Source organism: Alteromonas sp. 4NH20-0104 (assembly GCF_057547795.1).
In genome coordinates, this window is the sequence record NZ_BAAJLP010000032.1 from 23,681 (window position 1) to 48,319 (window position 24,639).

General features: G+C 47.3%; 22 protein-coding genes. 16 read left to right on the forward strand and 6 right to left on the reverse strand.

What is annotated here, in order from left to right; all coding sequences use genetic code 11:
* Positions 1-18: 18 nt before the first annotated feature.
* On the forward strand, positions 19-507 hold the full coding sequence (yihI, locus tag AC27IB_RS19125; RefSeq protein ID WP_487122933.1) for a Der GTPase-activating protein YihI: 489 nt from the start codon (positions 19-21) through the stop codon (positions 505-507).
* A gap of 2 nt (positions 508-509) precedes the next feature.
* Positions 510-989, forward strand: coding sequence for a DUF2489 domain-containing protein (locus AC27IB_RS19130; RefSeq protein ID WP_296051925.1), 480 nt, complete (start codon positions 510-512; stop codon positions 987-989).
* Here the strand turns inward: AC27IB_RS19130 and AC27IB_RS19135 are convergent.
* Entirely contained in the window at positions 959-1,540 is a 582-nt protein-coding gene (locus AC27IB_RS19135) for a DNA-3-methyladenine glycosylase I (RefSeq protein WP_296051923.1), read from the reverse strand. The genes AC27IB_RS19130 and AC27IB_RS19135 overlap by 31 nt on opposite strands.
* Before the next feature lie 184 nt (positions 1,541-1,724).
* Between AC27IB_RS19135 and glyQ the strand changes: the two genes are divergently transcribed.
* From glyQ to AC27IB_RS19150, 3 genes are all read left to right on the forward strand, one after another.
* A complete protein-coding gene (gene glyQ / locus AC27IB_RS19140) occupies positions 1,725-2,630 on the forward strand; it encodes a glycine--tRNA ligase subunit alpha (protein ID WP_487122936.1) in 906 nt (301 codons plus the stop codon).
* Positions 2,631-2,633: 3 nt separating this feature from the next.
* Positions 2,634-4,703 carry a glycine--tRNA ligase subunit beta gene (gene glyS, locus AC27IB_RS19145; RefSeq protein ID WP_487122938.1) on the forward strand — a complete coding sequence of 690 codons (2,070 nt, stop codon included), beginning with the start codon at positions 2,634-2,636 and terminating at the stop codon, positions 4,701-4,703.
* 63 nt (positions 4,704-4,766) lie between these two features.
* Positions 4,767-5,204, forward strand: a complete 438-nt coding sequence (locus AC27IB_RS19150; RefSeq protein WP_487122940.1) for an early set domain-containing protein — start codon at positions 4,767-4,769, stop codon at positions 5,202-5,204.
* A gap of 84 nt (positions 5,205-5,288) precedes the next feature.
* On the opposite strand, the gene AC27IB_RS19155 is transcribed toward AC27IB_RS19150, so the two are convergent.
* From AC27IB_RS19155 to dnaA, 5 genes are all read right to left on the reverse strand, one after another.
* Positions 5,289-7,967: a M14 family metallopeptidase gene (locus tag AC27IB_RS19155; RefSeq protein ID WP_487122942.1), complete on the reverse strand. Its 2,679-nt coding sequence runs from the start codon at positions 7,965-7,967 to the stop codon at positions 5,289-5,291.
* Between the two features lie 162 nt (positions 7,968-8,129).
* A complete protein-coding gene (gene gyrB / locus AC27IB_RS19160; protein ID WP_487122944.1) occupies positions 8,130-10,550 on the reverse strand; it encodes a DNA topoisomerase (ATP-hydrolyzing) subunit B in 2,421 nt (806 codons plus the stop codon).
* Between the two features lie 6 nt (positions 10,551-10,556).
* Entirely contained in the window at positions 10,557-11,648 is a 1,092-nt protein-coding gene (gene recF, locus AC27IB_RS19165) for a DNA replication/repair protein RecF (RefSeq protein ID WP_487122946.1), read from the reverse strand.
* Between the two features lie 117 nt (positions 11,649-11,765).
* Positions 11,766-12,869: a DNA polymerase III subunit beta gene (dnaN, locus tag AC27IB_RS19170; protein ID WP_487122948.1), complete on the reverse strand. Its 1,104-nt coding sequence runs from the start codon at positions 12,867-12,869 to the stop codon at positions 11,766-11,768.
* A gap of 31 nt (positions 12,870-12,900) precedes the next feature.
* The gene (gene dnaA / locus AC27IB_RS19175; protein ID WP_487122950.1) at positions 12,901-14,418 is read right to left on the reverse strand and encodes a chromosomal replication initiator protein DnaA; all 1,518 of its coding nucleotides are present in this window, start codon (positions 14,416-14,418) and stop codon (positions 12,901-12,903) included.
* A gap of 570 nt (positions 14,419-14,988) precedes the next feature.
* Between dnaA and rpmH the strand changes: the two genes are divergently transcribed.
* The 11 genes from rpmH to rsmG all read left to right on the forward strand — a co-directional run bounded on the left by rpmH (position 14,989) and on the right by rsmG (position 24,628).
* Entirely contained in the window at positions 14,989-15,123 is a 135-nt protein-coding gene (gene rpmH / locus AC27IB_RS19180; protein ID WP_014290886.1) for a 50S ribosomal protein L34, read from the forward strand.
* A 15-nt stretch (positions 15,124-15,138) separates the two neighbouring features.
* A complete protein-coding gene (rnpA, locus tag AC27IB_RS19185) occupies positions 15,139-15,498 on the forward strand; it encodes a ribonuclease P protein component (protein WP_487122952.1) in 360 nt (119 codons plus the stop codon).
* Positions 15,462-15,734 carry a membrane protein insertion efficiency factor YidD gene (gene yidD / locus AC27IB_RS19190; RefSeq protein ID WP_170308518.1) on the forward strand — a complete coding sequence of 91 codons (273 nt, stop codon included), beginning with the start codon at positions 15,462-15,464 and terminating at the stop codon, positions 15,732-15,734. Before rnpA ends, yidD begins: the two co-directional genes overlap by 37 nt.
* A gap of 11 nt (positions 15,735-15,745) precedes the next feature.
* A complete protein-coding gene (gene yidC, locus AC27IB_RS19195; RefSeq protein WP_296050249.1) occupies positions 15,746-17,410 on the forward strand; it encodes a membrane protein insertase YidC in 1,665 nt (554 codons plus the stop codon).
* Between the two features lie 70 nt (positions 17,411-17,480).
* On the forward strand, positions 17,481-17,963 hold the full coding sequence (locus AC27IB_RS19200) for a YajQ family cyclic di-GMP-binding protein (protein WP_296050247.1): 483 nt from the start codon (positions 17,481-17,483) through the stop codon (positions 17,961-17,963).
* A 16-nt stretch (positions 17,964-17,979) separates the two neighbouring features.
* Complete coding sequence (gene mnmE / locus AC27IB_RS19205; RefSeq protein ID WP_487122955.1) at positions 17,980-19,362, forward strand: tRNA uridine-5-carboxymethylaminomethyl(34) synthesis GTPase MnmE; 1,383 nt, start codon at positions 17,980-17,982, stop codon at positions 19,360-19,362.
* A 104-nt stretch (positions 19,363-19,466) separates the two neighbouring features.
* On the forward strand, positions 19,467-19,907 hold the full coding sequence (mioC, locus tag AC27IB_RS19210) for an FMN-binding protein MioC (protein ID WP_296050243.1): 441 nt from the start codon (positions 19,467-19,469) through the stop codon (positions 19,905-19,907).
* Positions 19,908-20,567: a DnaT-like ssDNA-binding domain-containing protein gene (locus tag AC27IB_RS19215; protein ID WP_296050241.1), complete on the forward strand. Its 660-nt coding sequence runs from the start codon at positions 19,908-19,910 to the stop codon at positions 20,565-20,567.
* Between the two features lie 2 nt (positions 20,568-20,569).
* Positions 20,570-21,391 carry an ATP-binding protein gene (locus tag AC27IB_RS19220; protein ID WP_487122957.1) on the forward strand — a complete coding sequence of 274 codons (822 nt, stop codon included), beginning with the start codon at positions 20,570-20,572 and terminating at the stop codon, positions 21,389-21,391.
* Positions 21,392-22,087: 696 nt separating this feature from the next.
* Positions 22,088-23,989 (forward strand): tRNA uridine-5-carboxymethylaminomethyl(34) synthesis enzyme MnmG, encoded by a 1,902-nt coding sequence (mnmG, locus tag AC27IB_RS19225; protein WP_487122959.1) that lies wholly within the window; start codon positions 22,088-22,090, stop codon positions 23,987-23,989.
* The gene (rsmG, locus tag AC27IB_RS19230) at positions 23,990-24,628 is read left to right on the forward strand and encodes a 16S rRNA (guanine(527)-N(7))-methyltransferase RsmG (RefSeq protein ID WP_296050230.1); all 639 of its coding nucleotides are present in this window, start codon (positions 23,990-23,992) and stop codon (positions 24,626-24,628) included.
* Positions 24,629-24,639: the final 11 nt, after the last annotated feature.

The following is a 24,639-nucleotide window of genomic DNA, read 5'->3' on the forward strand; positions in this document are numbered from 1 at the left end:
GGAGCTCGACTAATTACTATGGCACAAAAGAAAAAATCAAGAAAAGTAGGTTTGATTGGCGTTCGAAAGAATCCGGATCACGTCAATACCAAGTCTTCTGAACGGCCTAAAAAGCATAAGGGCAAAGCCCCTGGCAGCCGTCATAATGTTGAGCAGAAGAAGACCGAAAAGGCTTCAGGTAATGCCAACAAGGACCCTCGTTTGGGTAGCAAGAAGCCAGTGCAATTGGTGAAATCGGTAGCGGCCAAAATTGAAAAACGCAAGTATGCCACCCCAGCTGAAGAGCTGGCTGCCATAGAAGCCGATGACCGCCTGGCGGGTTTGCTGGATAAACTGGATGGCGGAAAAACGATCACCAAAGAGCAACAACACTATGTCGACACCCAAATGGCCCGACATAAAGTATTGTGCGACCTGATGGGTATTAACGAAGGCGAAGATGAGGAAGAAGAAATCGACAACTTTGATGCCCTGGACGCATTGAAACTGGACGACTACGAGAAATAACTATGCTTTGGATTATTCTGGTTAGTATTGGTTTGCTGATCATCGCCGCACTTGGCGTTTATGCGGGCAAACTGGTGTTTCAGCTACAGCAGCAGAACGCGCGCCAAAAGGCAGCCAGAGAAAAACGTCTGGTGGTGATGTTTGAAAGCATTCACACCATTGCCAGAGCCATGCAACAACAACAGTGTAACGTATCGGAAGGCACCATACGTATTTGCCGCCTGCTGAGAGCCCTGCCGGAAGAAGCCCGGGATTACTCACAACAATACCCGGCACTGCACACGCTCTTTTCTGCCGTCAGTGGCTTTGCCATTCTGGAAGACAGAAAGGCACTGTCCAAGCAACAGCGCTTTAATGAAGATAAGGCCCGGGAGGCCATCGAAGAACAGCATGAAACGCCTGTTTTAAAAGAGCTCCCCGCCGTCATTGCCTACTGCGAGGAACGGTATCCTCAGTTAGCCAGTTCCCGCACACTTGCGTAACAGTGGCAGTCTGTAGTGTGGTCATTGACCATCCCTACAGCCTGCATAAACGCATAGCAAATGGTTTCCCCGACAAACTTAAACCCAGCCTTTTTAAGGGCTTTAGCCATCGCTTTTGACTCGGCGGTACTGGTGGGCGCCTGGCGGTAATCCGGCCAACTATTCACTACCGTTTTATGGTTGGTAAATTGCCAGATAAAGTCGCTGAATTCGATGCTTTTGGTGAGTTCCAGATAGGCTCTGGCGTTAGTGATGATGGCGTTAATTTTCGCTCGGCTGCGAATAATTTCACGGTTTTGCATTAACCGCTCAACGTCTTCCTCTGTCATCGTTGCAATTTTTACCGGATCAAACTGGTGGAAAGCCGCTTCAAATCCAGCCTGCTTTTTCAGGATCGTGATCCAACTCAGCCCGGCTTGCTGACCATCGAGACACAATTTTGCGAACAATTGTTGAGAATCAAATTCTGGCCGTCCCCATACTTCATCATGGTATTGTTGGTAGAGGGGATCGTCAGAAACCCAGCCGCACCGAATAACACTTTCACTCATTTTTATCTCCTGTGAAGCAACAACGCTTATCCTACTCTTTTAATAACCCGTGTTTTGTAGAAATAAACCGGACTTTTTAGTCAACTACCGGGTAATTAAGCCACCCTAGGCCTACATTCATGGCCATACAAAATGTATACTAACCCACCTCTTTAAGTCATCAGTCAGTTATAGTCGTTAATGTATGCACAAGTACGATATTAAAACATTTCAGGGCTTGATCCTTGCCTTACAGGATTACTGGGCCAGACAAGGTTGTGTGATTATTCAACCGCTGGATATGGAAGTTGGAGCAGGTACCTTTCACCCCATGACGTTCCTGCGTTCTTTGGGTCCGGAGCCTATTAGCAGTGCTTACGTGCAACCCAGCCGACGCCCAACTGATGGCCGGTATGGTGAAAACCCTAACCGTCTGCAGCATTACTATCAGTTTCAGGTCATGCTGAAACCCTCTCCGGATAATTTTCAGGAGCTGTACTTAGGCTCATTAAAAGAGCTGGGCTTCGACCCGCTGGTACACGATATTCGTTTTGTGGAAGATAACTGGGAATCCCCTACTCTGGGTGCCTGGGGCCTTGGCTGGGAAATCTGGCTGAACGGTATGGAAGTCACTCAGTTTACGTATTTCCAACAGGTTGGCGGCCTTGAATGTAAACCAGTCACCGGCGAAATCACCTATGGTCTGGAACGCCTGGCCATGTACATCCAGGGCGTAGATAGCATCTATGATCTGGTCTGGACCGATGGCCCAATGGGTAAAGTCACCTACGGCGATGTGTTCCACCAGAACGAAGTGGAGCAATCCACCTATAACTTTGAATATGCCAACGTCGATGTCATGTTCAGAACCTTTGATGAGTGCGAAACCGCTTGTCAGTTGCTGATTGAAAAGAATCTGCCATTACCTGCCTATGAGCAGGTAATGAAAGCATCCCACGCATTTAACCTGCTGGATGCTCGCCACGCGATTTCTGTTACGGAGAGACAACGTTACATCTTACGCGTTAGAACCCTTGCCAAAGCTGTGGCACAAGCTTATTACAATGCCCGTGAAGAGCTTGGTTTCCCGCTGTGTAAGAAGGAGCTGTAAAAGGTGCGTACCGAAAATTTATTAATTGAACTGGGTAGTGAAGAACTTCCCCCTAAAGCCCTTATCCAACTGGGCTCAAGTTTTGCCGACAACATCAAAGATGCGTTAAGTGCAGCCGAGCTGGGTTACAGCGATGTGCAATGGTTTGCGGCACCGCGCCGCTTAGCGGTCTATGTCACCAGTCTTACCGAGTCGCAACAGGATAAAGTTGTTGAAAAACGAGGTCCTGCCGTTGCAGCGGCTTTTGATGCCGACGGTAACCCTACCAAGGCAGCGATGGGTTGGGCTCGTGGTAATGGCATCAATGTAGAAGAAGCCGACAGACTGGTCACCGATAAGGGTGAATGGCTGATGTACAAAGCCGAAGTCAAAGGCCAGAAGATTAACGAACTGCTTGAAGATATTGTGAATCAGGCTATCGCTAAGCTGCCTATTCCTAAGCCAATGAAGTGGGGTAATTACACCACGCAGTTTATTCGCCCCGTACATACCCTGTGTGCGCTTTACGGTGATGAACTGATCGATATCGCGGCCTTAGGTTTAAGCAGTGCCAGAACCATTCAGGGGCACCGTTTCCACGGTGAGAAAACCTTTGAACTTGACCACGCCGATAACTACCAAAGTGCATTAAAAGCACACTATGTGGTGGCTGATTTTGCCAGCCGCGCAACCAGCATCGCCGAGTCACTGAACGCCAAGGCCGATGAGCAGGGCTTGGTAGCTGATTACGATGACAGCCTGCTAAATGAAATTGCTGCGTTGGTTGAATGGCCGGTAGTCCTGCAGGCCGGTTTTGATGAAGCCTTTCTGGAAGTGCCAAAAGAAGCGCTTATTTACACCATGAAAGGCGATCAGAAATACGTGCCGTTGCTGAATAAAGACGGCTCTTTATCAAACAAGTTCCTGTTTGTTACCAATATCGAGAGTCACGATCCGGTTCAGATTATTCATGGTAACGAAAAGGTAATCCGCCCTCGTCTGGCTGATGCCGAGTTTTTCTTTAATACCGACAAAAAGCAGTCTCTCGAGTCTCGTTTAGCTTCTCTTGAGTCTGTGCTGTTTCAGAAGCAGTTAGGGACTTTAAAGGAAAAATCCGATCGCATTGCGGCCTTATCAGGTTACATTGCCGATATCATTGGTGCTGATAACGCCCACGCGCAACGTGCAGGGCTGTTATCCAAAACCGATCTGATGACTGACATGGTTATGGAGTTTCCGGATGTACAGGGCGTTATGGGTAAATACTATGCGCTGCACGATGGTGAGCCAGCACCGGTAGCCAATGCGTTATACGAGCAATACTTGCCGCGCTTTGCCGGCGACGTGTTACCTGAAGCGCCGGAAAGCGCTGCGGTGGCACTGGCCGATAAGTTCGATACGCTGGTAGGTATCTTTGGTATTGGCCAGTTACCTAAAGGCGATAAAGATCCGTTTGCATTACGCCGCGCCGCCATTGGTGTATTGCGTATCATCACAGAAAAGTCGTTGCTGATTGATTTGCAGGATGTAGTTGGCAAAGCAGCCGCAATTTATGCCGATAAGCTCACCAACAAAGACGTGACTGATCAGGTTGTCGATTTTGTGCTGGGTCGCTTTACCGCATTACTGCACGACCAGGATGTGGAAACCGACGTGATTCAGGCTGTCTCAGCCCGTCGCCCTACTCAGCCTACTGATTATCTGGCCCGCATCAATGCAGTTGCCGGCTTTAAGCAAAATGAAGCGGCTGAGGCACTGGCAGCGGCCAATAAACGCGTAGCTAATATTCTGGCGAAGAATAACGTTGAAGGCGATCAAAAAGTCGATGAGGCACTGCTGTCGGAAGCAGAAGAAGTGACCTTGTATAACGACATCAAAGCCATTCAGGATAGTATTCACAGCCATGCGGCAAACCGTGAATACACTGAAGTACTGGCTAAACTGGCCACCTTGCGTCCAAGCATCGATGCGTTTTTTGATAATGTGATGGTAATGGCCGAGGATCCTGCGGTGAAAACCAATCGCCTTGCATTGTTGCTGCTACTGCGTAGCCTGTTCATTACTACCGCTGATATTTCATTGTTGGCGAAGTAAAAGCAGAAACCGATCCAGGGCACCTAGCGTGCCCTTTTTTTTCTCTATCACTCGGAGTCAGTCATGCAAAAACGTTGGTTCGCTCTCCCTTTAGTAATGCTGATGACAGCCTGTACGCAAACGGGTCAGTATCCAATCTATCAGGAGAAGCAGCCTGAGATTGTCTTTTCTGAATGGTATTTACGGGGCGTGTTTAACTGGTGGGAAGCCAAACCCTCTTATCAGCTAAAGCAAAGTGCTAAAGGCTGGTATGTCGATGTTGAGCTTATTGCTGATGAGCAGCCTTATGACTTTAAGTTCTCTAACGCGAGTTGGACTACAGGACAAACCTGTGGAGCCAGTTATAAGGGCTTAAGCATCGCCCTGAAACAGTCGATGTCACTCACCTGTGGTGCCGCAGCGGCCAATATGCGTTTCACCCCGCCACGCACGGCAATGTACCGTTTTACGGTAAAAGGCAGCCCCAATACCAGTCTGATGTTGAGTATCACAGCGCTGTAATGCCTCTCCATCAAGCAATAAAAACGGCGACTCAATGGGGTATTGAAGTCGCCGTTTTTGTTATTGGCTTATGACTTTAGTTGCTTATCGCAACGGGTATGCATGAGCCGATGCGCGGAAAATCGTGTTCATCAACATCACATTCAGCCCATCCATGTATGCTCTGACGGTAGGCTCCTGGGTATACGCTATCACCATTCCTCTGCCCATTGGCTGGTGGATTAAGAACGGCTTATAAGCACTCTGTGTTTTAAACTCATCCCAGATATAGCCGCTGGCCACTACCGCATCCGGCCCTTTAAACCAGGCAACATTTTTACCCGACGCGAGCTTAATCGGACTGTAAATATCATTGCCAGTGACCATGGCAACCACCTCGGGGCTAACACCTGCGGTTAACCAGTGTTCCTGATCGACTTCTACCCTGGTGAGTATACCGGCAACGTAGTCAGGTAACTCTTGCTCACTCTCAATCGCCTTGAGGAAGTCAGCGCGATTTTCAAGGGTAGTAGCATCCACTACGTCGGTGTCTGCCTGGTCTTTGATCTCTTCATCCTGCAAGGCATATTCTCGCTTAACCTCTAACAGCCCAGCACTTTCACTGGCCGCCCACTGTGTGGCATTGGCAATGGTTATAAGCACACCGCCCTTGCTGACCCAGTCTTTAAGGTTCTCAGCACCACCTTTACCCAGGTGTCTTGCATAATTACCTGAGGGCAAAATAATAACCTGATAATCACTGAGGTTAGCCCAACTCAAATTACCTGCCCGTATTGCAGTAACCGGATAATTAAACTGCCTTTCAATAACAAATCGCAGGCTGCCGGCACTTAAAGAGCTGGTGGGTTCATCCCAGGCCATGGCGATTTTAGGTGCGCTCAGGCCAGCGGTATTTTCGCTACCAAAGCTGGGGCCTTCGATTACCCAACTGGTATCAACACCTACAACGGTGGCACCTGTCTGGGTAGCTATATCGCTGATGTGGGCCGCCAGATTTTCTATATTGTTTGCCACTTCCACAATTAATGTACCGGCCGGATAACTCCCCGACTCCATTTTGAAAGCCTGGTCAGCACTTTTTACGCTTATGCCGGCACGCAGCGCCGCAGTTAAGAACCGGCCTGCTGACATATCGCCCCAGGGTACGAGGTAGGCTACCTTAGCATTAGCGTTTTCCAGTTCCGCTTGTAATGGCATATCGGCGCTGATCATCTCACCTTTTACCCTGATAGCATCGTCGCAGCTCTGAGTATCCACATTAAACATCAGAGGTAGTGACCAGCCAGTAACATCATAAATTTGGTCTCGCAGCTTATTTGCCCGGCGACGCTCCTGTTCAGCAACAAAGGCTTTGTCCATATCCACCTGATCGGTAAAGGTAGTTTTAACAAAAAGGCCTCGTGGCTGGGCGGTATCAATAACGAATGCGCCAGGCTTATAGCGCTCTCCGCACGCCTTAAAGCTCTCAGAGGCGCGTTTCACCTCCACACCATGTTTAGCCATTAAGGTCGCTAAACGATGCGTAGCAGCCCTGTCTGTGACGTTTGGTAAGATAAAGGTTCTTTCTTCATCGTCTTTACCTGCTTCAATGGCTTTCTGCTGATAAAGATAAAAGTCGCTAAGAATCTTTTCGCGATTCTCAGCTGTTGTTTCAGCGGTGGCCATAGAAGCAACAAAGTGGCGCTGTACCGTATCGCGGTAGTTTAAAATACTGCCATCGAGTTTTTCGAACTGCTCGCCACGGGCGGAGGCAACTTCATAGGTAGCCGCTGAAGCACCATAAAAGGTCGGCCAGCTGTCACCATAACCAGGGTAGAAAGCATCGAATACTTCGCGAGTGTAATAGCTGAAGCCAAACTCGTCGAAGTACTTAGCGTTGTTCCTGCCTATGGTAACGTTATTATCTAATTGTTCCTTTTGCATGTGCGGATTGATAGGTTGTGCTGCAGGCACAAAGAAGTAGCTCGAGTCACCGCCCATTTCATGCAGATCGATAACCACTGTAGGTTTGTATTTGTTTATTACGCGAATGCGCGCTTTGGTTTCAGGCTGAGTGATTGCCAACCAGTCACGGTTCATATCAAAGAGGTAATGATTGGAGCGCCCCCGGGGCCAGGGTTCATTGTGCTCCACACTTAAGCGGTCTGTACTGTGTTCCATCCCTACGGTCTCATAGTAGTGATTGATGAACCGCATACGCCCATCCGGGTTTTGCATGGGGTCGATAAAAACCAGCGTGTTATCGAGGATGTTATTCACCATCGCAGAATTTTTAGCCGCGAGTAAATGGTATGCCGTTACCATTGATGCATCAGTACTGGAAATCTCATTGCCATGAACGCCGTGCTCCAGCCAGACAGAAGAAGGTAAACTGGCGATCAGTTTTTTAGCTTCACTGGCTGATGTTTTTCTTGGGTCGGCCAGGCGGTTCATGTTGTCAGCAAATTGCTCAAGGTTATTGAGGTTTTGTTCAGAGCCTATTACAGCGTAGATCAGTTTACGCCCTTCCCATGTTTCACCAAACTCTACAACCCGGATGTTATTCGGCGCGGCGGCTTGAAGCGCATAATAGTATTTTAAAGTATCTGCGTGGCTGGTAATTCGCTCGCCCAGCATATAGCCAAGAACGTCCTGGCTGGTAGGAATGCTTGTTTTGTATTGAGTGGCAGGCCACATTTCAAATGGCTTTTCCTGTGCCAGGGCGGGTGCAGTTAATCCTAACGACGCAGTAATTACTGCCGCGAGAATGAGTCGTTTTTTCATTATTATAAATTCCACAGTCGGGCTGGATTGATAAACGTCCAATTTAGCCTTGTTTCTCTCAGCTGTCATGATCATCAGTCATGAATAGCTGCTTGTTATCGAAAACACATAAAAAAACCCGGCTTAGGTAGCCGGGTTTTTCCTTAATATCTGAGTGAAAAACTAAACGTCGAGGTTTTCTACGTTCAATGCATTCGCTTCGATGAAGGCACGGCGTGGTTCAACCTGATCACCCATCAGGGTAGTAAAGAGCTGATCACAAGCAATGGCATCTTCGATGGTGACTTGCAGCATACGGCGGCTTTCAGGATCCATGGTAGTTTCCCAAAGCTGTTCCGGGTTCATCTCACCCAACCCTTTATAGCGCTGGATATACTGACCTCGTTTCGCTTCGCCCATCAACCATTCCAGCGCATCAACAAAGTGCTCTACAGGCTCTTTGCGCTCGTTACGCTTGATATAAGCCCCATCTTCCATCATTTCATTAATGGCTTCATTCAACCCTTTAATGCGCTGGTATTCAGCCGACTCGATGAAGTCTCTACCCAGGTTATACTCATAGTCAATACCGTGCATACGCATGATGATAGCAATGTAATATTCGCTACGCTCTGCATCATGTTTAATCTCGTACTTGTATAACGCACCGTCTGCTTCCTGAGTTTCCAATGCACTGGTAAACTCAGAAGCAAACACGGCCAGTTTTTCCTTGTCCGTGAGATCATCGGTAGACAAGGTTTTGGTATAAATCAGTTTGTACCATAAGCTGGTAGGCATTACGCGATACATACGCGCAATCATTTTTTCAACGCCCTGGTATTGCTGAACCAGATTCTCCAGTGCCACCCCTTTTATAGGCAACGCTTCTTCGCTGGTGTATAGCTCCGCCCCATCAATTGCGATTGAAGTGAGGTGTTTAGTTAGCGAATCGTCGTCTTTCAGATACTGTTCCTGCTTGCCTTTTTTCACTTTATAAAGCGGTGGCTGAGCAATGTATACATAGCCACGTTCGATGATTTCTGGCATTTGACGGTAGAAGAAAGTTAGCAACAAGGTACGGATATGCGAGCCATCCACGTCCGCATCGGTCATGATGATAATGCTGTGGTAGCGCAATTTTTCCGGATCGTATTCATCGCGACCAATACCGCAACCCAATGCGGTAATCAGGGTGGCGACTTCCTGAGAAGACAGCATTTTATCGAAACGCGCCTTCTCTACGTTAAGGATCTTACCTTTCAATGGCAGGATGGCCTGATTCTTACGGTTACGACCCTGCTTGGCTGAACCGCCTGCAGAGTCACCCTCCACTATGTAAAGTTCGCTGAGCGCCGGATCTTTTTCCTGACAGTCAGCTAATTTACCTGGAAGACCGGCCAGGTCCAATGCGCCTTTACGGCGAGTCATTTCACGAGCTTTACGCGCGGCTTCACGTGCTCTGGCGGCATCAATAATTTTACCGGCAATAGTCTTACTTTCTGTTGGATTCTCCAGTAAGTATTCGGCCAGTTTTTCGTTCATTGCAGACTCAACCGCAGGACGTACTTCAGAAGAGACGAGCTTATCTTTTGTTTGTGAAGAGAACTTAGGATCAGGAACCTTCACAGATACAACAGCCGTTAATCCTTCACGGGCATCATCACCGCTGGTTGCGGTTTTGGCTTTCTTATTTAAGCCTTCCTTTTCCATGTAGTTATTCAGGGTACGTGTTAGCGCCCCACGGAATCCCGCCAAGTGAGTACCGCCGTCACGCTGAGGAATATTGTTGGTAAAGCAGTATATGTTTTCCTGAAAACCATCATTCCACTGCATCGAGACTTCAACAGAAATACCATCTTCTCGTTCGCTTGAGAAATGGAACACCTTTTGGTGGATAGGTGTTTTATTACGGTTGAGGTATTCAACGAACGCCTGAATGCCCCCTTCGTAATGGAAGTGATCTTCCTTACCGTCACGCTCATCTTTTAATTTAATAGAAACGCCGGAGTTAAGAAATGACAGTTCACGTAAGCGTTTTGCCAGAATCTCATAGTGAAATTCTACGTCGGTAAAGGTATCGGTGCTCGGCCAAAAGCGTAATGCGGTGCCGGTTTTATCGGAATCACCAATCGGCCCTAATGGTTGTTGTGGCACACCATGTTGATACTCTTGCTCATAGGTTTTGCCGGCTCGACGGATGGTAAGTTTTAATTTACGTGATAAGGCATTAACCACAGACACGCCCACGCCGTGAAGACCACCAGACACTTTATAAGAGTTGTCATCGAATTTACCGCCAGCATGCAGTACGGTCATAATTACTTCAGCGGCTGAGACCCCCTCTTCTTCGTGTATCTCTGTAGGAATGCCCCGACCATTATCGGATACTGAAACAGAACCGTCAGTGTGAATCTGCACATTTATTTCGGAACAGTGACCAGCAAGCGCTTCATCGATAGAGTTATCGACGACCTCAAACACCATGTGGTGTAAGCCAGTCCCATCATCGGTGTCACCGATGTACATGCCTGGACGCTTCCGTACTGCGTCCAATCCTTTCAGAACTTTAATACTGGAAGAATCATAATTATTCTGTTCTGACATTCAGTTTTACTCCTCGTTCACGGTGCAATGTTCCACGTGAAACAATTTTTTGTCTTTATATTTATTTACAAATTCAAGTTGTTCTTGTTCTATGGCAGTAACAAAAACCTGGGTCTGTGTTGCTAATAACCCATCGATGAATCGTTCTCTTTTTTCTGCATCCAGTTCGGCCCCAATATCATCCAGCAAAAAAATGCTGTGCCGATTCGTTTCTAGCGTAAATAGTTTTGTTTGAGCTAACTGTAACGCAGCTACTGCCATTCTTAATTGACCTCGGGAGAGTACCTCCTGAGCCTGGGTTTTATTTACCTTAAAGCGTAAATCCGCTTTATGTGGCCCAGCTGAGGTATATCCCACTTTTCTATCGTAAGGCAGCTTTTTATGTAAAGCCTGCGACAAATCGCTGTCTTTTTCCCAACCCCTATAATACGAAATTTCAACGGAAAACTCAGGTAGAAATTGCATACATGTGCTTTCAAATATAGGAATTAATCGGTTGACGTATTCGCCGCGTAGTGCATCTATACGCTCCCCTAGCACGATTAACTGCTGATCCCAGTATCCCATATCATTTTGGGTGGATTGACCATTATAGTCCTTTAACAGCGCATTGCGATGCTTAAGTACTTTACTGTAGTTTTTAATCAGATCTGAATAGGATTGTTCCACGTGGAACAATCCCCAATCGCAAAAGCGTCGTCGTTCAGACGGAGATCCAATCACTAAATCGGTACTTTGTGGGGTAAACAACTGAATAGGTAACAAACTCACTAAATCGCTGAGACGTTTAAAATGTTCTCCATTCACACTGCATTTGAAGTGCTCACCATTTCCTCGCGACAAACCAATTTTGAACTGCTTGCCATCATCATTCTTACAACTGGCAAAAATGGTAAATGCGTCATTGTCATGTTTAATGACTGACTGATGTTTAGAGGTTCGGAAAGACCGCCCGTAGCCTAAATAATGCAGAGCTTCCAGCAGCGAAGATTTACCGCTCCCGTTTTTACCGGTAATAATACTCAACGACGCTGAGGGGAAAAACTGTACAGACTCGAAGTTTCTAAACTTAGTAAGCTGTACTTTATCCAAAATCATAAAACGATACTTAAGGTCTGATTGGGGTGAGAAATACCGGGGTTTAAATACAACAATGCCGAATAACAATATTCGGCAGTTGAAATGAACGTTACGACACTAATGATTCAAGAACGCCTACAAGCGCATTGGCATAATGACATACAATGCAGCCCCATCATCCGCATCTTCAATTAACGCACTGGAATTAGCATCCATCAGGTTAATTTTAACATTGTTCGAATTAATAGAGTTAAGCACATCAATTAAGTATGCAACGTTAAAACCGATCTCTAAAGAGTCTCCCTGATAATCGATATCAACAATTTCTTCCGCTTCTTCTTGCTCAGGGTTGTTAGCAGTGATCTTTAACTCACCCGATGAAATATTTAACCGTACACCGCGAAATTTCTCATTAGAAAGAATGGCTGCACGGGAGAATGCATCTTTCAACACATCTTTACTGGCCTGGATTATCTTGTCGCCATCTTTAGGTAACACACGACGGTAATCAGGAAAGCGGCCATCAACCAATTTGCTGGTAAAGATAAATTCCGTGGAGAACATCCGAATATGGTTAGCGCCAATCTGAATCTTTAATAACTTATCGTCATCTTCAATTAAACGAGAAATCTCCAGCACACCTTTGCGCGGAATAATAACCTGGCGCGCTGGTAAGGTAGCAGCAGTGTAGTCGAGACGACATAGCGCCAAACGGTGGCCATCTGTAGCGACCGTTCTAACCAGATTCTCCTCAGTCTCAAGGGACATACCATTCAGGTAATAACGAACATCCTGCTGTGCCATTGAAAAATGAACACTGTCGATCAAACGTTTAAGGTTGGCGCCAGAGACTTCAAACTCAACCTCGCCTTCCCAGTCTTCCAGATTCGGGTAGTCACTGGCAGATAAAGTAGACAGTGTATAACGACCACGACCGGCACGGATGACGGCTTTATTTCCGTCGAGAGAAAAATTGATTTCAGTACCATCAGACAAGCCGCGACAGATATCAAACAACTTTTTCGCAGGTACCGTAATTTCGCCTTCGGCAAAGTCCCCTTCCAGTTGCGTACTGGAAATTAGCTCAACCTCTAAATCTGTGCCTGTTAACCAAAGTGCGCCTTCACTAACCTTTATTAAAACGTTAGATAAAATCGGCAGGGTGTGTCGTCTCTCTACGGCCCCGGATACAAGTTGTAATGGTTGTAAAAAGTTTTCCCGGCTGATGGTAAAGTTCATCGAATTCTTTTCTCACCTGTGTTGGTTACTATTAAGAAGACAGTGTTCTTATTAAGTTCTTATAGTCTTCTTTTATATCATGACTTTCTTCTTTTAGCTGCTCTATTTTACGGCAGGCATGCAACACCGTGGTGTGGTCTCTGCCGCCAAACAGATTACCCAATTCCGGCAAACTGTGATTGGTTAATTCCTTCGATAAGGCCATAGCAACTTGTCTTGGTCGGGCAACACTGCGGCTGCGACGTTTAGACAGAATATCAGATACCTTGATTTTATAATAATCCGCGACCGTTTTTTGAATATTATCAACCGTTACCAACTTTTCCTGCAACGCTAGTAAATCTCTTAATGCCTCACGGACAAAATCGATTGTGATAGGTCTGCCGGTGAAGTTTGCATTGGCAATGACACGGTTTAGCGCGCCTTCCAGTTCACGAACATTCGAGCGTAAACGTTTAGCAATAAAGAAAGCAACTTCGTTTGGTAACTGAATATTATTCTCTGCCGCTTTGCGCATCAAAATAGCGACCCGGGTTTCTAACTCAGGCGGCTCAATGGCAATCGTCAAACCCCAGCCGAATCGTGACTTAAGTCTGTCTTCTACGCCGTCGATTTCTTTAGGGTAACGGTCGGAGGTAAGAATGATTTGCTGATTACCTTCTAACAACGCATTGAAGGTATGGAAAAATTCTTCTTGTGAACGTTCTTTATTAGCGAAAAACTGAATGTCATCGATTAACAATGCATCCACAGAACGATAGAACCGCTTAAAATCTTCAATGGCGTTGTTCTGCAGCGCCTTAACCATATCCTGAACAAATCGCTCAGAATGCATGTAAATGATCTTGGCATCCTGTTTAGTATTCAGAATACCGTTGCCCACGGCGTGCAATAAGTGGGTTTTACCCAGACCGGTTCCACCGTAAATAAACAGAGGATTATAAGAACCGCCAGGATTGTTAGCGACCTGGCTGGCTGCGGCTCGCGCAAGTTGGTTTGATTTACCTTCAACGAAGTTATCAAACTGGTAAGTCGGGTTGATATTACTTTTGTGACTAACCCCTTCCGGAATAGGGATTACCTTATTTACAGTTTGACCAACAGAGGCAGGCGTATTCACCCTGGCACTCACGGAAGGTTGCACCGGCGGTCTTTGCGCAGGCTGGCTGTTATAAGTAGTGGCTGTGTGTGATGGCGGACTTTGCATACCCGAAGCGGCAAACGAAGATCCCGATCCCCTCTGCGATCCACGACCGGGATCGCTACTACCTGAATGAGATACAGATGCTGCTGAAGCCGAAGCCGGGCGACGCTGAACCACCTCGAAACGCAGCTGTGGCGCTTGATGGCCGCCGCTGAATTCAACAAAAAGCTGATTGATCTTGTCGCGATATTTTTCGCGAACCCAGTCCAAAATAAACCGATTCGGAGCATACAGCGTTACAGCATCCTGATTTTGTTCTGATGTTAGTGGTCTTATCCACATAACAAACTGCTGTGTAGGGAGTTCCTGACGCAATCGCTCCAGGCACTGATTCCATAAAGACATATTATTATTATGCTCCGTTCTGGCTCTAGGCCTTATTTTTATTGTTCTTATCGTTATTTTATGTAGTTTATTCTGGTTGCGGGTTGTATCGACAAAAAAACAGGTGAATAGTGAGAAAACGGGTGATGTCACGCTGATCGATTAACTAGCCTGTGGATTATCTTACTTATTCGATCCAAAGTAAATCCGGATCGCACAAAAATACCCACCCAAAACCGTTAATCCAATGTTTAATAAAGAAAAAGCCTATAAACAAAGGCAGATCTGAAAATTATGATCGCGGATCCTGTATAGGCGATCAGTAGCCGATCATTGTCTTGACAAGACAGCTATTTGGTGGATCGCAGCTAAAACTGTGGATAAAAAATATTCTTCAAAATAATTATTCACAGTCACTTCCATTTTTATTCGTGATGAGGCGATATTTTTCGGATTATTAAGCGCTTTACCCGGCTTTACCATTGACAATGACCAAAGAGATCTCTAGAATTCAGCGTCCTTTTGTAGCGCGTCTATTATTTGGTCAGTTACAATTAGTTTGTTTAACCACGTAAAAGTGAGACTTTGGTCATGAAAAGAACGTTTCAACCGAGTAACCTAAAGCGTAAACGCTCTCACGGTTTCCGTGCTCGTATGGCGACTAAAAACGGTCGTAAAGTACTAGCCGCCCGCCGTGCAAAGGGTCGTGCTCGCCTTTCTGCTTAATGGTATCTACCAAAAGTGGGCGAAAACCAGTTTTCCCGGGAGTTAAGGCTTCTTACTCCCTCCCACTTTACCTATGTTTTCGATAAAGCAATCCCCGCAGTATCACCGTGTTTTACGGTTCTAGCCAGACATAATCAATTAGCTCATCCCCGTATTGGTATTACGTTAGCCAAAAAACGTATCCGCAAAGCCAATCAGCGCAACCGCATTAAACGTTTAATTCGCGAGAGTTTTCGTCACCGCACGCAACAACTACCCGGAATCGATATTATTGTGGTCGGAAAAACCGGCGCCGATAAATTGTCGAATGAAGAAGTCTTTGTCACGTTGGAAAAGTTATGGAAAAAGCTCGAAAAGCGCTGCACTACGGGCTAATAGCATTGCCGCTGGGACTCATTTACTTTTACCGGTTATTCATTTCACCGGTACTTGGACAGCGCTGTCGGTTTCACCCAAGTTGCTCAGTTTATGCATTAAATGCATTTAAATCGCACGGATTGCTAATTGGCGGTTGGTTATCTATCAAACGCATATTAAAATGCCACCCTTTGCACTCTGGCGGATACGATCCGGTACCCGAAAACAAACAAGACAATAAACACTCAAATTAAAAGAGACCAGTATGGAATCGCAACGAAGTATTCTGATTATTGCCATCGCATTTATCAGCTTTTTACTCTGGCAAAAGTGGCATGAAGCCTACGGACCGCAGCCAGTTCAACCAGTCACTCAGGAAGCGGCAGATAGTGTACCGGCAGGTGTACCCTCTGCTTCATCAGTACCAGCCAATAATGGCACTGACGAAGACGTCCCTGTTGCAGTGAGTGAAACTTTGCCCCAGGCAACCGCCAGCAACAATACTAAGCAAACGATTTCAGTTGTCACCGACACACTGAATCTGACTATTAGTTTAGTGGGTGGTGATGTAATTCATGCCGATTTAGTCAAATTCCCGGTCACCCAGGGATCAGACGAACCCTACAGCTTACTGCGCGCTGGCAATGGCCTGTACGTTGCACAGAGCGGTTTAGTGGGGGCCAATGGTCCGGACGGCAGTTCAGCAGGCCGGCCTTTATATGAGTCACAGGCAGATGCATATGAACTAAGCGGTGACACACTCAGCGTACCTATCACCTGGTCAAGCAATGACGGTATCAGCATTACCAAGACCTTCACATTTACCCGTGGTCACAACGACGTAGATGTAAGCTATGCGATTACCAACAACTCAGGCCAGACTGCTCAGTTCCAGCAATATGCGCAGCTTAAGCAAACCACTGCCGAGCAGGAAGGTGGCAACATGTTTATGCCGACCTATCGTGGTGCGGCATACGGCACAGCAGATGATCGCTACAATAAATACACCTTTGGCGACATTGAAGATGACCCACTGCGCATAACCACCACCGGTGGTTGGGTAAGTATGCTGGAGCACTACTTTATTTCGGCCTGGGTACCGTCTCAAACCGAAACCAATTCGCTTTACAGCCGCATGGTAGCTAATCAATACGCGATTGTTGGCTACACTGGCGAACCGACATCAGTAGAAACCGGACAAGCCATTGAGTTAAGCAGCACACTTTATCTTGGCCCCAAAGATCAGGATAAACTGGCTACACTGGCAAAAGGCTTAGACCTGACCGTAGATTACGGCATTTTATGGTGGATTTCGCAGCCATTATTTACCCTGCTTAAATTCCTCCATAGCCTGGTAGGTAACTGGGGTGTGGCGATTATTCTTATCACCATCATCGTTAAAGGTGGTATGTACTGGCTCACCAAGAAACAGTATGAGTCCATGGCCAAGATGCGTAATCTGGCGCCTAAGATGCAGCAACTGAAAGACCGTTACGGCGACGACCGTCAAAAGATGTCACAAGCCATGATGGAGCTGTACAAAAAAGAAAAAGTTAACCCGATGGGCGGCTGCTTCCCACTGTTACTGCAAATGCCTATCTTCCTGGCGCTGTACTGGGTACTGCTGGAAAGCGTGGAATTACGCCATGCCGACTTTATTCTGTGGATTACCGATTTATCGGTGATGGACCCTTACTTCGTATTACCGGTACTGACCGGAGCAAGCATGTGGATGTTGCAGAAGCTTCAACCCACTACCATGACCGATCCTATGCAGCAAAAAATCATGCAGTGGATGCCGGTAGCGATGAGCGTCTTCTTTATCTGGTTCCCGGCCGGTCTGGTACTCTACTGGTTTATCAGTAACGTGATTACCCTGGTCCAGGCGAAAATCATTTACGCCTCCATGGAAAAACGCGGCATTAAGTAAATAATTAATCCCAATAAACTACTTAAAGCCCGCATTCATGCGGGCTTTTGTTAACAGGAGAGCAATCAACATGCCTTCATTTGATATTGTTTCTGAAATAAATATGGAAGAAGTCCGTAACGCTACGGAAAATGCTAACCGGGAATTATCGACCCGCTTCGACTTTCGTGGGGTTGAAGCCAGTTTCGAATACAAAGAAAAAACTGTACTCATGGCCGCCCAGGCTGAATTCCAGCTTCAGCAGATGGAATCGATGTTTCGGAACGCTTGCGCCAAGCGTAACCTGGATACTTCAGCCATTGATTGCAAACCCCATACGGTAACCGGTAAAAACTATCGTCAGGTCATAGCCTTTAAAGAAGGGATTGAGCAAGCGGTTGCCAAGAAAATTGTGAAATTGGTTAAAGATGCCAAAATCAAAGTACAAACGGCAATCCAGGGCGAGCAACTGCGCGTAACAGGCAAAAAACGTGACGACCTGCAGGAAGTAATGGCGCTGGTGAAGAAGGCCGAGCTGGGTCAGCCATTCCAGTTTAATAATTTTAGAGACTAGCAAACAGGCCCCGATTATGAACATCAGTCACACCGACACCATTGTTGCGCAAGCTACCCCGCCAGGCCGGGGTGGCGTTGGCATCGTCCGGGTATCAGGCCCGTTAGCGATGAACGTGGCTGAAACCTTACTACGCACCCCACTAACTCCCCGTCAGGCAACCTACACGGATTTTTATAATGCCGCCGGTGAAGTCATCGATCAGGGCATTGCTATTTACTTTAAAAACCCTCACTCCTTTACCGGCGAAGATGTAGTGGAGTTTCAGGGGCATGGCGGACCAGTAATCATTGATATGCTGCTGGAAGCCATTCTATCAGTACCGAAAGTCAGGCTGGCTCGCCCCGGTGAGTTCAGCGAACAGGCATTCTTAAATGATAAGCTCGATTTAGCTCAGGCTGAGGCGATTGCCGACTTAATTGATGCCAGCTCACAGCAAGCAGCTAAAAGCGCTCTGCGTTCATTACAGGGTAAGTTTTCAGAGCAAATCAACACTCTCAGTGAAGCCATCATTCATTTACGCATGTATGTTGAAGCGGCTATCGACTTTCCTGATGAAGAGATCGACTTTTTGTCTGACGGCAAAGTCAGCAACGATCTGACCGCCATTCTTAACCAGGTTGGCAAAGTCCGTGGTCAGGCAAAACAAGGGACCTTGTTACGCGAAGGGATGCAGGTAGTGATAGCCGGCAAACCAAACGCTGGTAAGTCGAGCCTGCTCAATGCCCTGGCCGGCCGCGAAAGTGCCATCGTTACCGATATTGCCGGCACCACCCGGGATGTGCTTAAAGAGCATATCCATATTAATGGTATGCCACTGCATATTATCGATACTGCCGGCCTGCGCGACAGCCCCGATAAAGTAGAGCAAATTGGTATCGCCCGCGCCTGGGAAGCAATTAATCAGGCCGACCGGGTGTTATTTGTGGTCGACAGTACGGAGTCAGACAGCATCGACCCTTACCTGATCTGGCCTGAATTTATGCAGCAATTGCCCGCCGGCATGCCGGTCACGGTTATTCGCAATAAGGCCGATAAAACCGGCGACGAAATCCGCCAGCATCTGATTGAATCAGAACACGGTACATTTACTACAATCGCGCTGTCAGCCAGCACAGGCGACGGCGTAGAGGTATTAAAAGCGCACCTGGCCGCCAGTATTGGCCTGGATACCACCACCGAAGGTCAGTTTATTGCCCGACGCCGTCATATGGATGCCATTGATAAAGCCATGGACCATTTGCAAATTGGTGAGCAGCAGCTTAATGACAGCCTGGCAGGCGAATTACTCGCAGAAGAGTTACGATTGGCTCATCAGGCACTCACCGAAATCACCGGCGAATTTACCTCAGACGATCTGCTCGGCCGCATTTTTTCTTCGTTCTGTATCGGAAAATAGTCTGCCATCTGCCAGCGCCCGGACTAAACATATTCGCTGACGGTTATTGTTGGTATAATGCCGCCACTTTAAGCATAACTGCCACATGGTTAATCCGGAGTAATATGGATCGTCACTTTACGTTATTAGTAGGTTCGGTATTAGGGGCCAGCGAATATGTCGCTGATGCCATCGCCGAAGCCCTTCGCACACGCGGCTATAAGGTAACTATACTCACTCAGCCTGATATCGATGATATCGACGAAGATTCCACCTGGTTTATCTGTACATCCACTCATGGTGCAGGTGAATTGCCCGACAATATCCGCGCCTTTGCAGCACAGCTCGAAGACGAAGATCTCAATGACATTGAATATTTTGTGGTGGGTTTAGGCGACAGCAGCTACGACACGTTTTGTTACGGTGCGATGGCGATGGCAACGCTGATGGACAAAGGCGGCGCAACATTAATGGCCGATCCACTGCACATTGATGTATTGCATCACCCCATTCCTGAAGACCGGGCCGTTGAATGGCTCGAACCGATTCTCGACACGCTGGACTAAATGTTTACCCAGGCAGAACTGAACGCCCTCACCGGCCCGCTAAGCAACGCGGCAAGGGTTGTCTATTGTTTGGCACTGCGCCCTCAGGCCAACCAGGATACGTTGCTAACCAAGCCGTTACAGTATAAAGAACTACTGGCACTAATTAACGGTGATCCGCATCGCGAGCCGATGACCCGTGGTCGGGATATTAATATTTTGCTGGAAGAACTGACTCATGCCGGCCTCGTTTCTGTTCCCCCCGACCTGAGTCTGGACACCTCTTTGAACGGCCAGCGTGTTCTACTGCCACTTATCAGCAATACCCAGGATTATCAGCCGTTTCATCAGCAACACTATGCCATGCATCGCGACTGGCAGCCCGAAAAGCAGGTCTTTGATGATATTGCTGCACTCATAGGCCTCATTGATAAAACCTTTGAAGAACAGGATATTGGTGAATTTGTTGCCTATTGGCTGGGCCGTCCCGAAGCGGTGTTCAGTAACTACCAGTGGACCCAGAAATTTACCTATGCATTAAAGAACCGACGCACCGCAAAGGGCTATCAGGCCACTAAAAAGGTAGGTAACCAGGTGGTTAAAGTTGAACCTGGCATCGAAGCAGATGATAATGCCAGACAGCTTGTTGCTAAATACGCCAATAAATCAGGTAAAAACTAATCATGGATTCATTTAAAGATAAACTCAACTCACTGGCCAGAACGCTGGGTAAAGCAGCGCCAAATGAATCTGAATATATCGATTACAAAACCCTGCGTAAGCATTATGAGGCGCAAGCCAATCAGGAAATCGCTCAACTCCAGCAGCAAACCAAAAAACACCGAATAGAGATGCTCCATGGCCGCTCTGACCTGAACCCGCGCTGGACGTTTGCCAATTTAATTGAAGATAGTGATGATGTAGTTGAAGCCGTAAGCATCGCTCAGTCTTTTATTGCCGCCCATGAAGATAAAGCCTGGCGTGAAGCCGGTTCTCATATGATGATTTTCTACGGCGACTATGGCCGCGGTAAATCACACATTGCCGGCGCTATTGCCCATCAGCTTATCGATCAGTATGAAGTCACCGTATTGTACCGCCAGCTCTCTACGCTGCTGGAAATGCGCCATTCAGCTTACGACTTTGGTTCTCAGGACAATGCAGGGCAAAAATTCCGTGCCGCAAATCAGGAACTGCTCGACGTTGATATGCTGATCCTCGACGAAGTTTGCGTTAACGAGACCGCATTAAAGAAAAACGCGCAAAGCTGGCTGGGTAATCTGTTACGGCAACGTCTGGTAAACAAGAAAAACTGTATTCTGATCACCAACCACAACCTTGGCGATCTGGAACAGGCACTGGGCCGCTACTGCTTTGAATCGATCAAAGAATATGACACCTATAAAGTGCGTTTTTCAGGACCCAGCCGACGTAAGGGCTTGATGCTGGATGAAGAAGATCAGGTCACAACACCGCCTCGTTACCAGCCAAACCAGGTTCGCTAAACCGCCCTTCAACCCACTCTAAAACGCTGTATAACGCCTTATACGGCGTTTTTTTGTAGCTAAAATTCGTCAACCGTCAGGCTAAAACTAGTCGATGCGCAAAAAAAGACGGCCTTTTTAACGCGACTTTTTCACAATGTGAATAAACACGATCGGATCGAATTACCGATCCGCGGATCCATTGGGGTGAAGATCTGAATAACTCTTTTCCACAGTAAAACCCCGCTATAAGCCAGATAAACCGGGTTAATCCCTGATCGGATCCTGGATCTATTAAACAACTTATCCCCAGTTAGATCAGAGCTAGATCACTGCTGTGCATAACCTCTGAGAAGTAGCTGTGTAAAAGCTTTGATCTGAATTTTGATAAGATCTGGTCCACCACTGCATGTGGATAAAAGCATGCCTTATACACAGGATCTCAGATAGGTTGTGATCGGGGTCTTCCAGATCTTATTGATCGCGTAATATTATGTTTTAAATAAGGAAAAGACACTTACTCACAGATCCGGCGATCCCTAATAAATATAAAAATAAAAGATCTATCTAGATCCTATATATTAATAACGCGATCCACTTTTCTGCGAAACAGGCAAAATGTAGAAAATTTAACCATTTCCATTAGCTAAGATCTCAGCTAAAATACGCGCCCTTTTTTCTCCACTGGCTAAACGAATTCGTTTTAGTGAGGTAACTATGTTTTATCAGCAGGATTACGATGTCATTGTAGTAGGCGGCGGACATGCCGGTACCGAAGCTGCACTTGCTGCTGCACGCATGGGCGTGCGTACCCTATTGCTTACCCATAATGTCGAAACGATTGGCCAGATGTCCTGTAACCCGGCGATCGGAGGTATTGGCAAAGGTCACCTCGTTAAAGAAATCGATGCCTTAGGCGGTGCGATGGCACTGGCTATCGATCAGGGCGGGATCCAGTTCAGAACACTTAACTCAAGCAAAGGCCCGGCCGTACGTGCAACCCGTGCTCAGGCTGACCGCAGCTTGTATCGTCAGGCGATCCGTAACATTGTTGAAAACCAGCCAAACCTTACGTTGTTCCAGCAAAGCTGTGACGATCTAATCGTCGAAAACGATCGCGTATGTGGCGTAGTTACCCAAATGGGCCTCAAATTCAGAGCCAAAACCGTGGTATTAACCGTGGGGACCTTTCTTGGTGGCACAATTCACATTGGTTTGGAAAACTATCGTGGCGGGCGTGCAGGCGATCCACCGTCGATTGCCCTGGCAGAACGTTTGCGTGCACTACCGTTCCGGGTCGATCGACTGAAAACCGGTACACCGGCGAGACTGGATATCCGCAGCCTTAACTTCGACGTTATGCAGGCACAACCGGGTGATACACCGGCACCGGTCTTCTCGTTTATGGGTAATCGCGAAATGCACCCGCAGCAAATCCCGTGCTATATCACTCATACCAACGAGCAAACTCACGAAATTATCCGTGGTGGTTTGGATCGCTCGCCGATGTTTACCGGCGTTATTGAAGGCGTTGGCCCGCGTTATTGCCCCAGCATCGAAGACAAGATCACCCGTTTTGCCGATAAGAATTCTCATCAGATCTTTGTCGAACCTGAAGGGCTAAACAGCGTTGAGGTGTATCCTAACGGGATCTCGACCAGCCTGCCCTTTGATATTCAGCAGGCGCTGATCCATTCCATCAAAGGCTTTGAAAAGGCACACATTATTCGCCCGGGTTATGCCATTGAGTATGATTTCTTCGATCCTCGCGATCTTAAGCAAACCCTGGAAACCAAGTACATCGACGGACTATTCTTTGCCGGTCAGATTAACGGTACTACCGGCTATGAAGAAGCCGGTGCCCAGGGCCTGATTGCTGGTGCGAATGCCGCCTTGCAGGTACAACAAAAAGATCCACTGATCCTGCGTCGCGATCAGGCTTACATGGGCGTACTGATTGACGATCTGGCAACCATGGGCACCAAAGAGCCTTACCGAATGTTTACCAGCCGCGCGGAATACCGGTTATTGCTGCGCGAAGATAACGCTGACATGCGTCTTACTGCGGCAGGTCGAGAAATCGGGCTGGTGGATGATGCCCGCTGGCAGGCGTTTAATGCCAAGGTGGAAGCGGTAGAGCTGGAACAACAGCGTTTGCGTGGCCAGTGGATCCATCCGGAACATGCGGCTGTGCCACAACTCAATACTTTGCTTAAAAACCCGGTGAGTCGCGAGCATTCGCTGGAAGAACTGATTCGTCGTCCGGAAATGACCTATGCTTCACTGATGAGCATTGCGTCACTGGGACCGGGTCTGGACGATCCGATTGCTGCTGAGCAAGTTGAGATCCAAATTAAATATGCCGGTTACATTGCCCGTCAGCTGGATGAAATAGCGAAAACCCAACGCCATGAAAATACTTTGTTACCGGCTGACTTTGATTACAGTAAAATATCCGGGCTTTCCAACGAGGTAGTGGCCAAATTAACCGATGCCCGCCCTGAAACCATTGGCAAAGCGGCCCGAATTTCCGGGATCACGCCGGCAGCGATCTCGCTGTTACTGGTTTATTTAAAAAAACACGGCATGTTACGTAAACACGAGAAGCAGTCTGCCTAAATGAGTTTTGACCGACAAAAATTAAGCACCATCCTGTCCGACGGTATCCAAACCATGTCTTTGGTACTGTCGGATGAACAGCAAAATTTGTTGCTGGATTACCTTGAGCGGATCCATAAGTGGAATAAAGCATTCAACCTGACATCGGTTCGGGATCCTGAACAGATGATGGTGAAACACATTCTGGATTCACTGGCCGTTGCACCATTTTTAACTGATAAGCGCTACATCGATGTGGGCACAGGCCCGGGCTTACCCGGTATTCCATTAGCGATTGTGTGCCCCGATAAACACTTCACGTTACTCGATAGCCTGGGTAAACGGGTTCGGTTTATGAAGCAATGTGCGTTTGAAATGAAACTCACCAATATTAACCCGATTCAAAGCCGGGTTGAGGAACACGTGCCCGCGCAGTACTATGATGCAGTACTCAGCAGAGCTTTCGCCTCGCTGAAAGATATGTTGCACTGGTGTGAGCATCTGGTAGATACTCAGGGTAAGTTTCTGGCCTTAAAAGGCCAGTATCCGACCGACGAAATCGCAGCAATACCTGAATCATTTACTCTGGAATCATCTGTAGAGTTACTGGTACCGGGGCTGGAAGGCGAGCGTCATCTGCTGACGGTTCAAAAATCATAGTTGGGATCAAA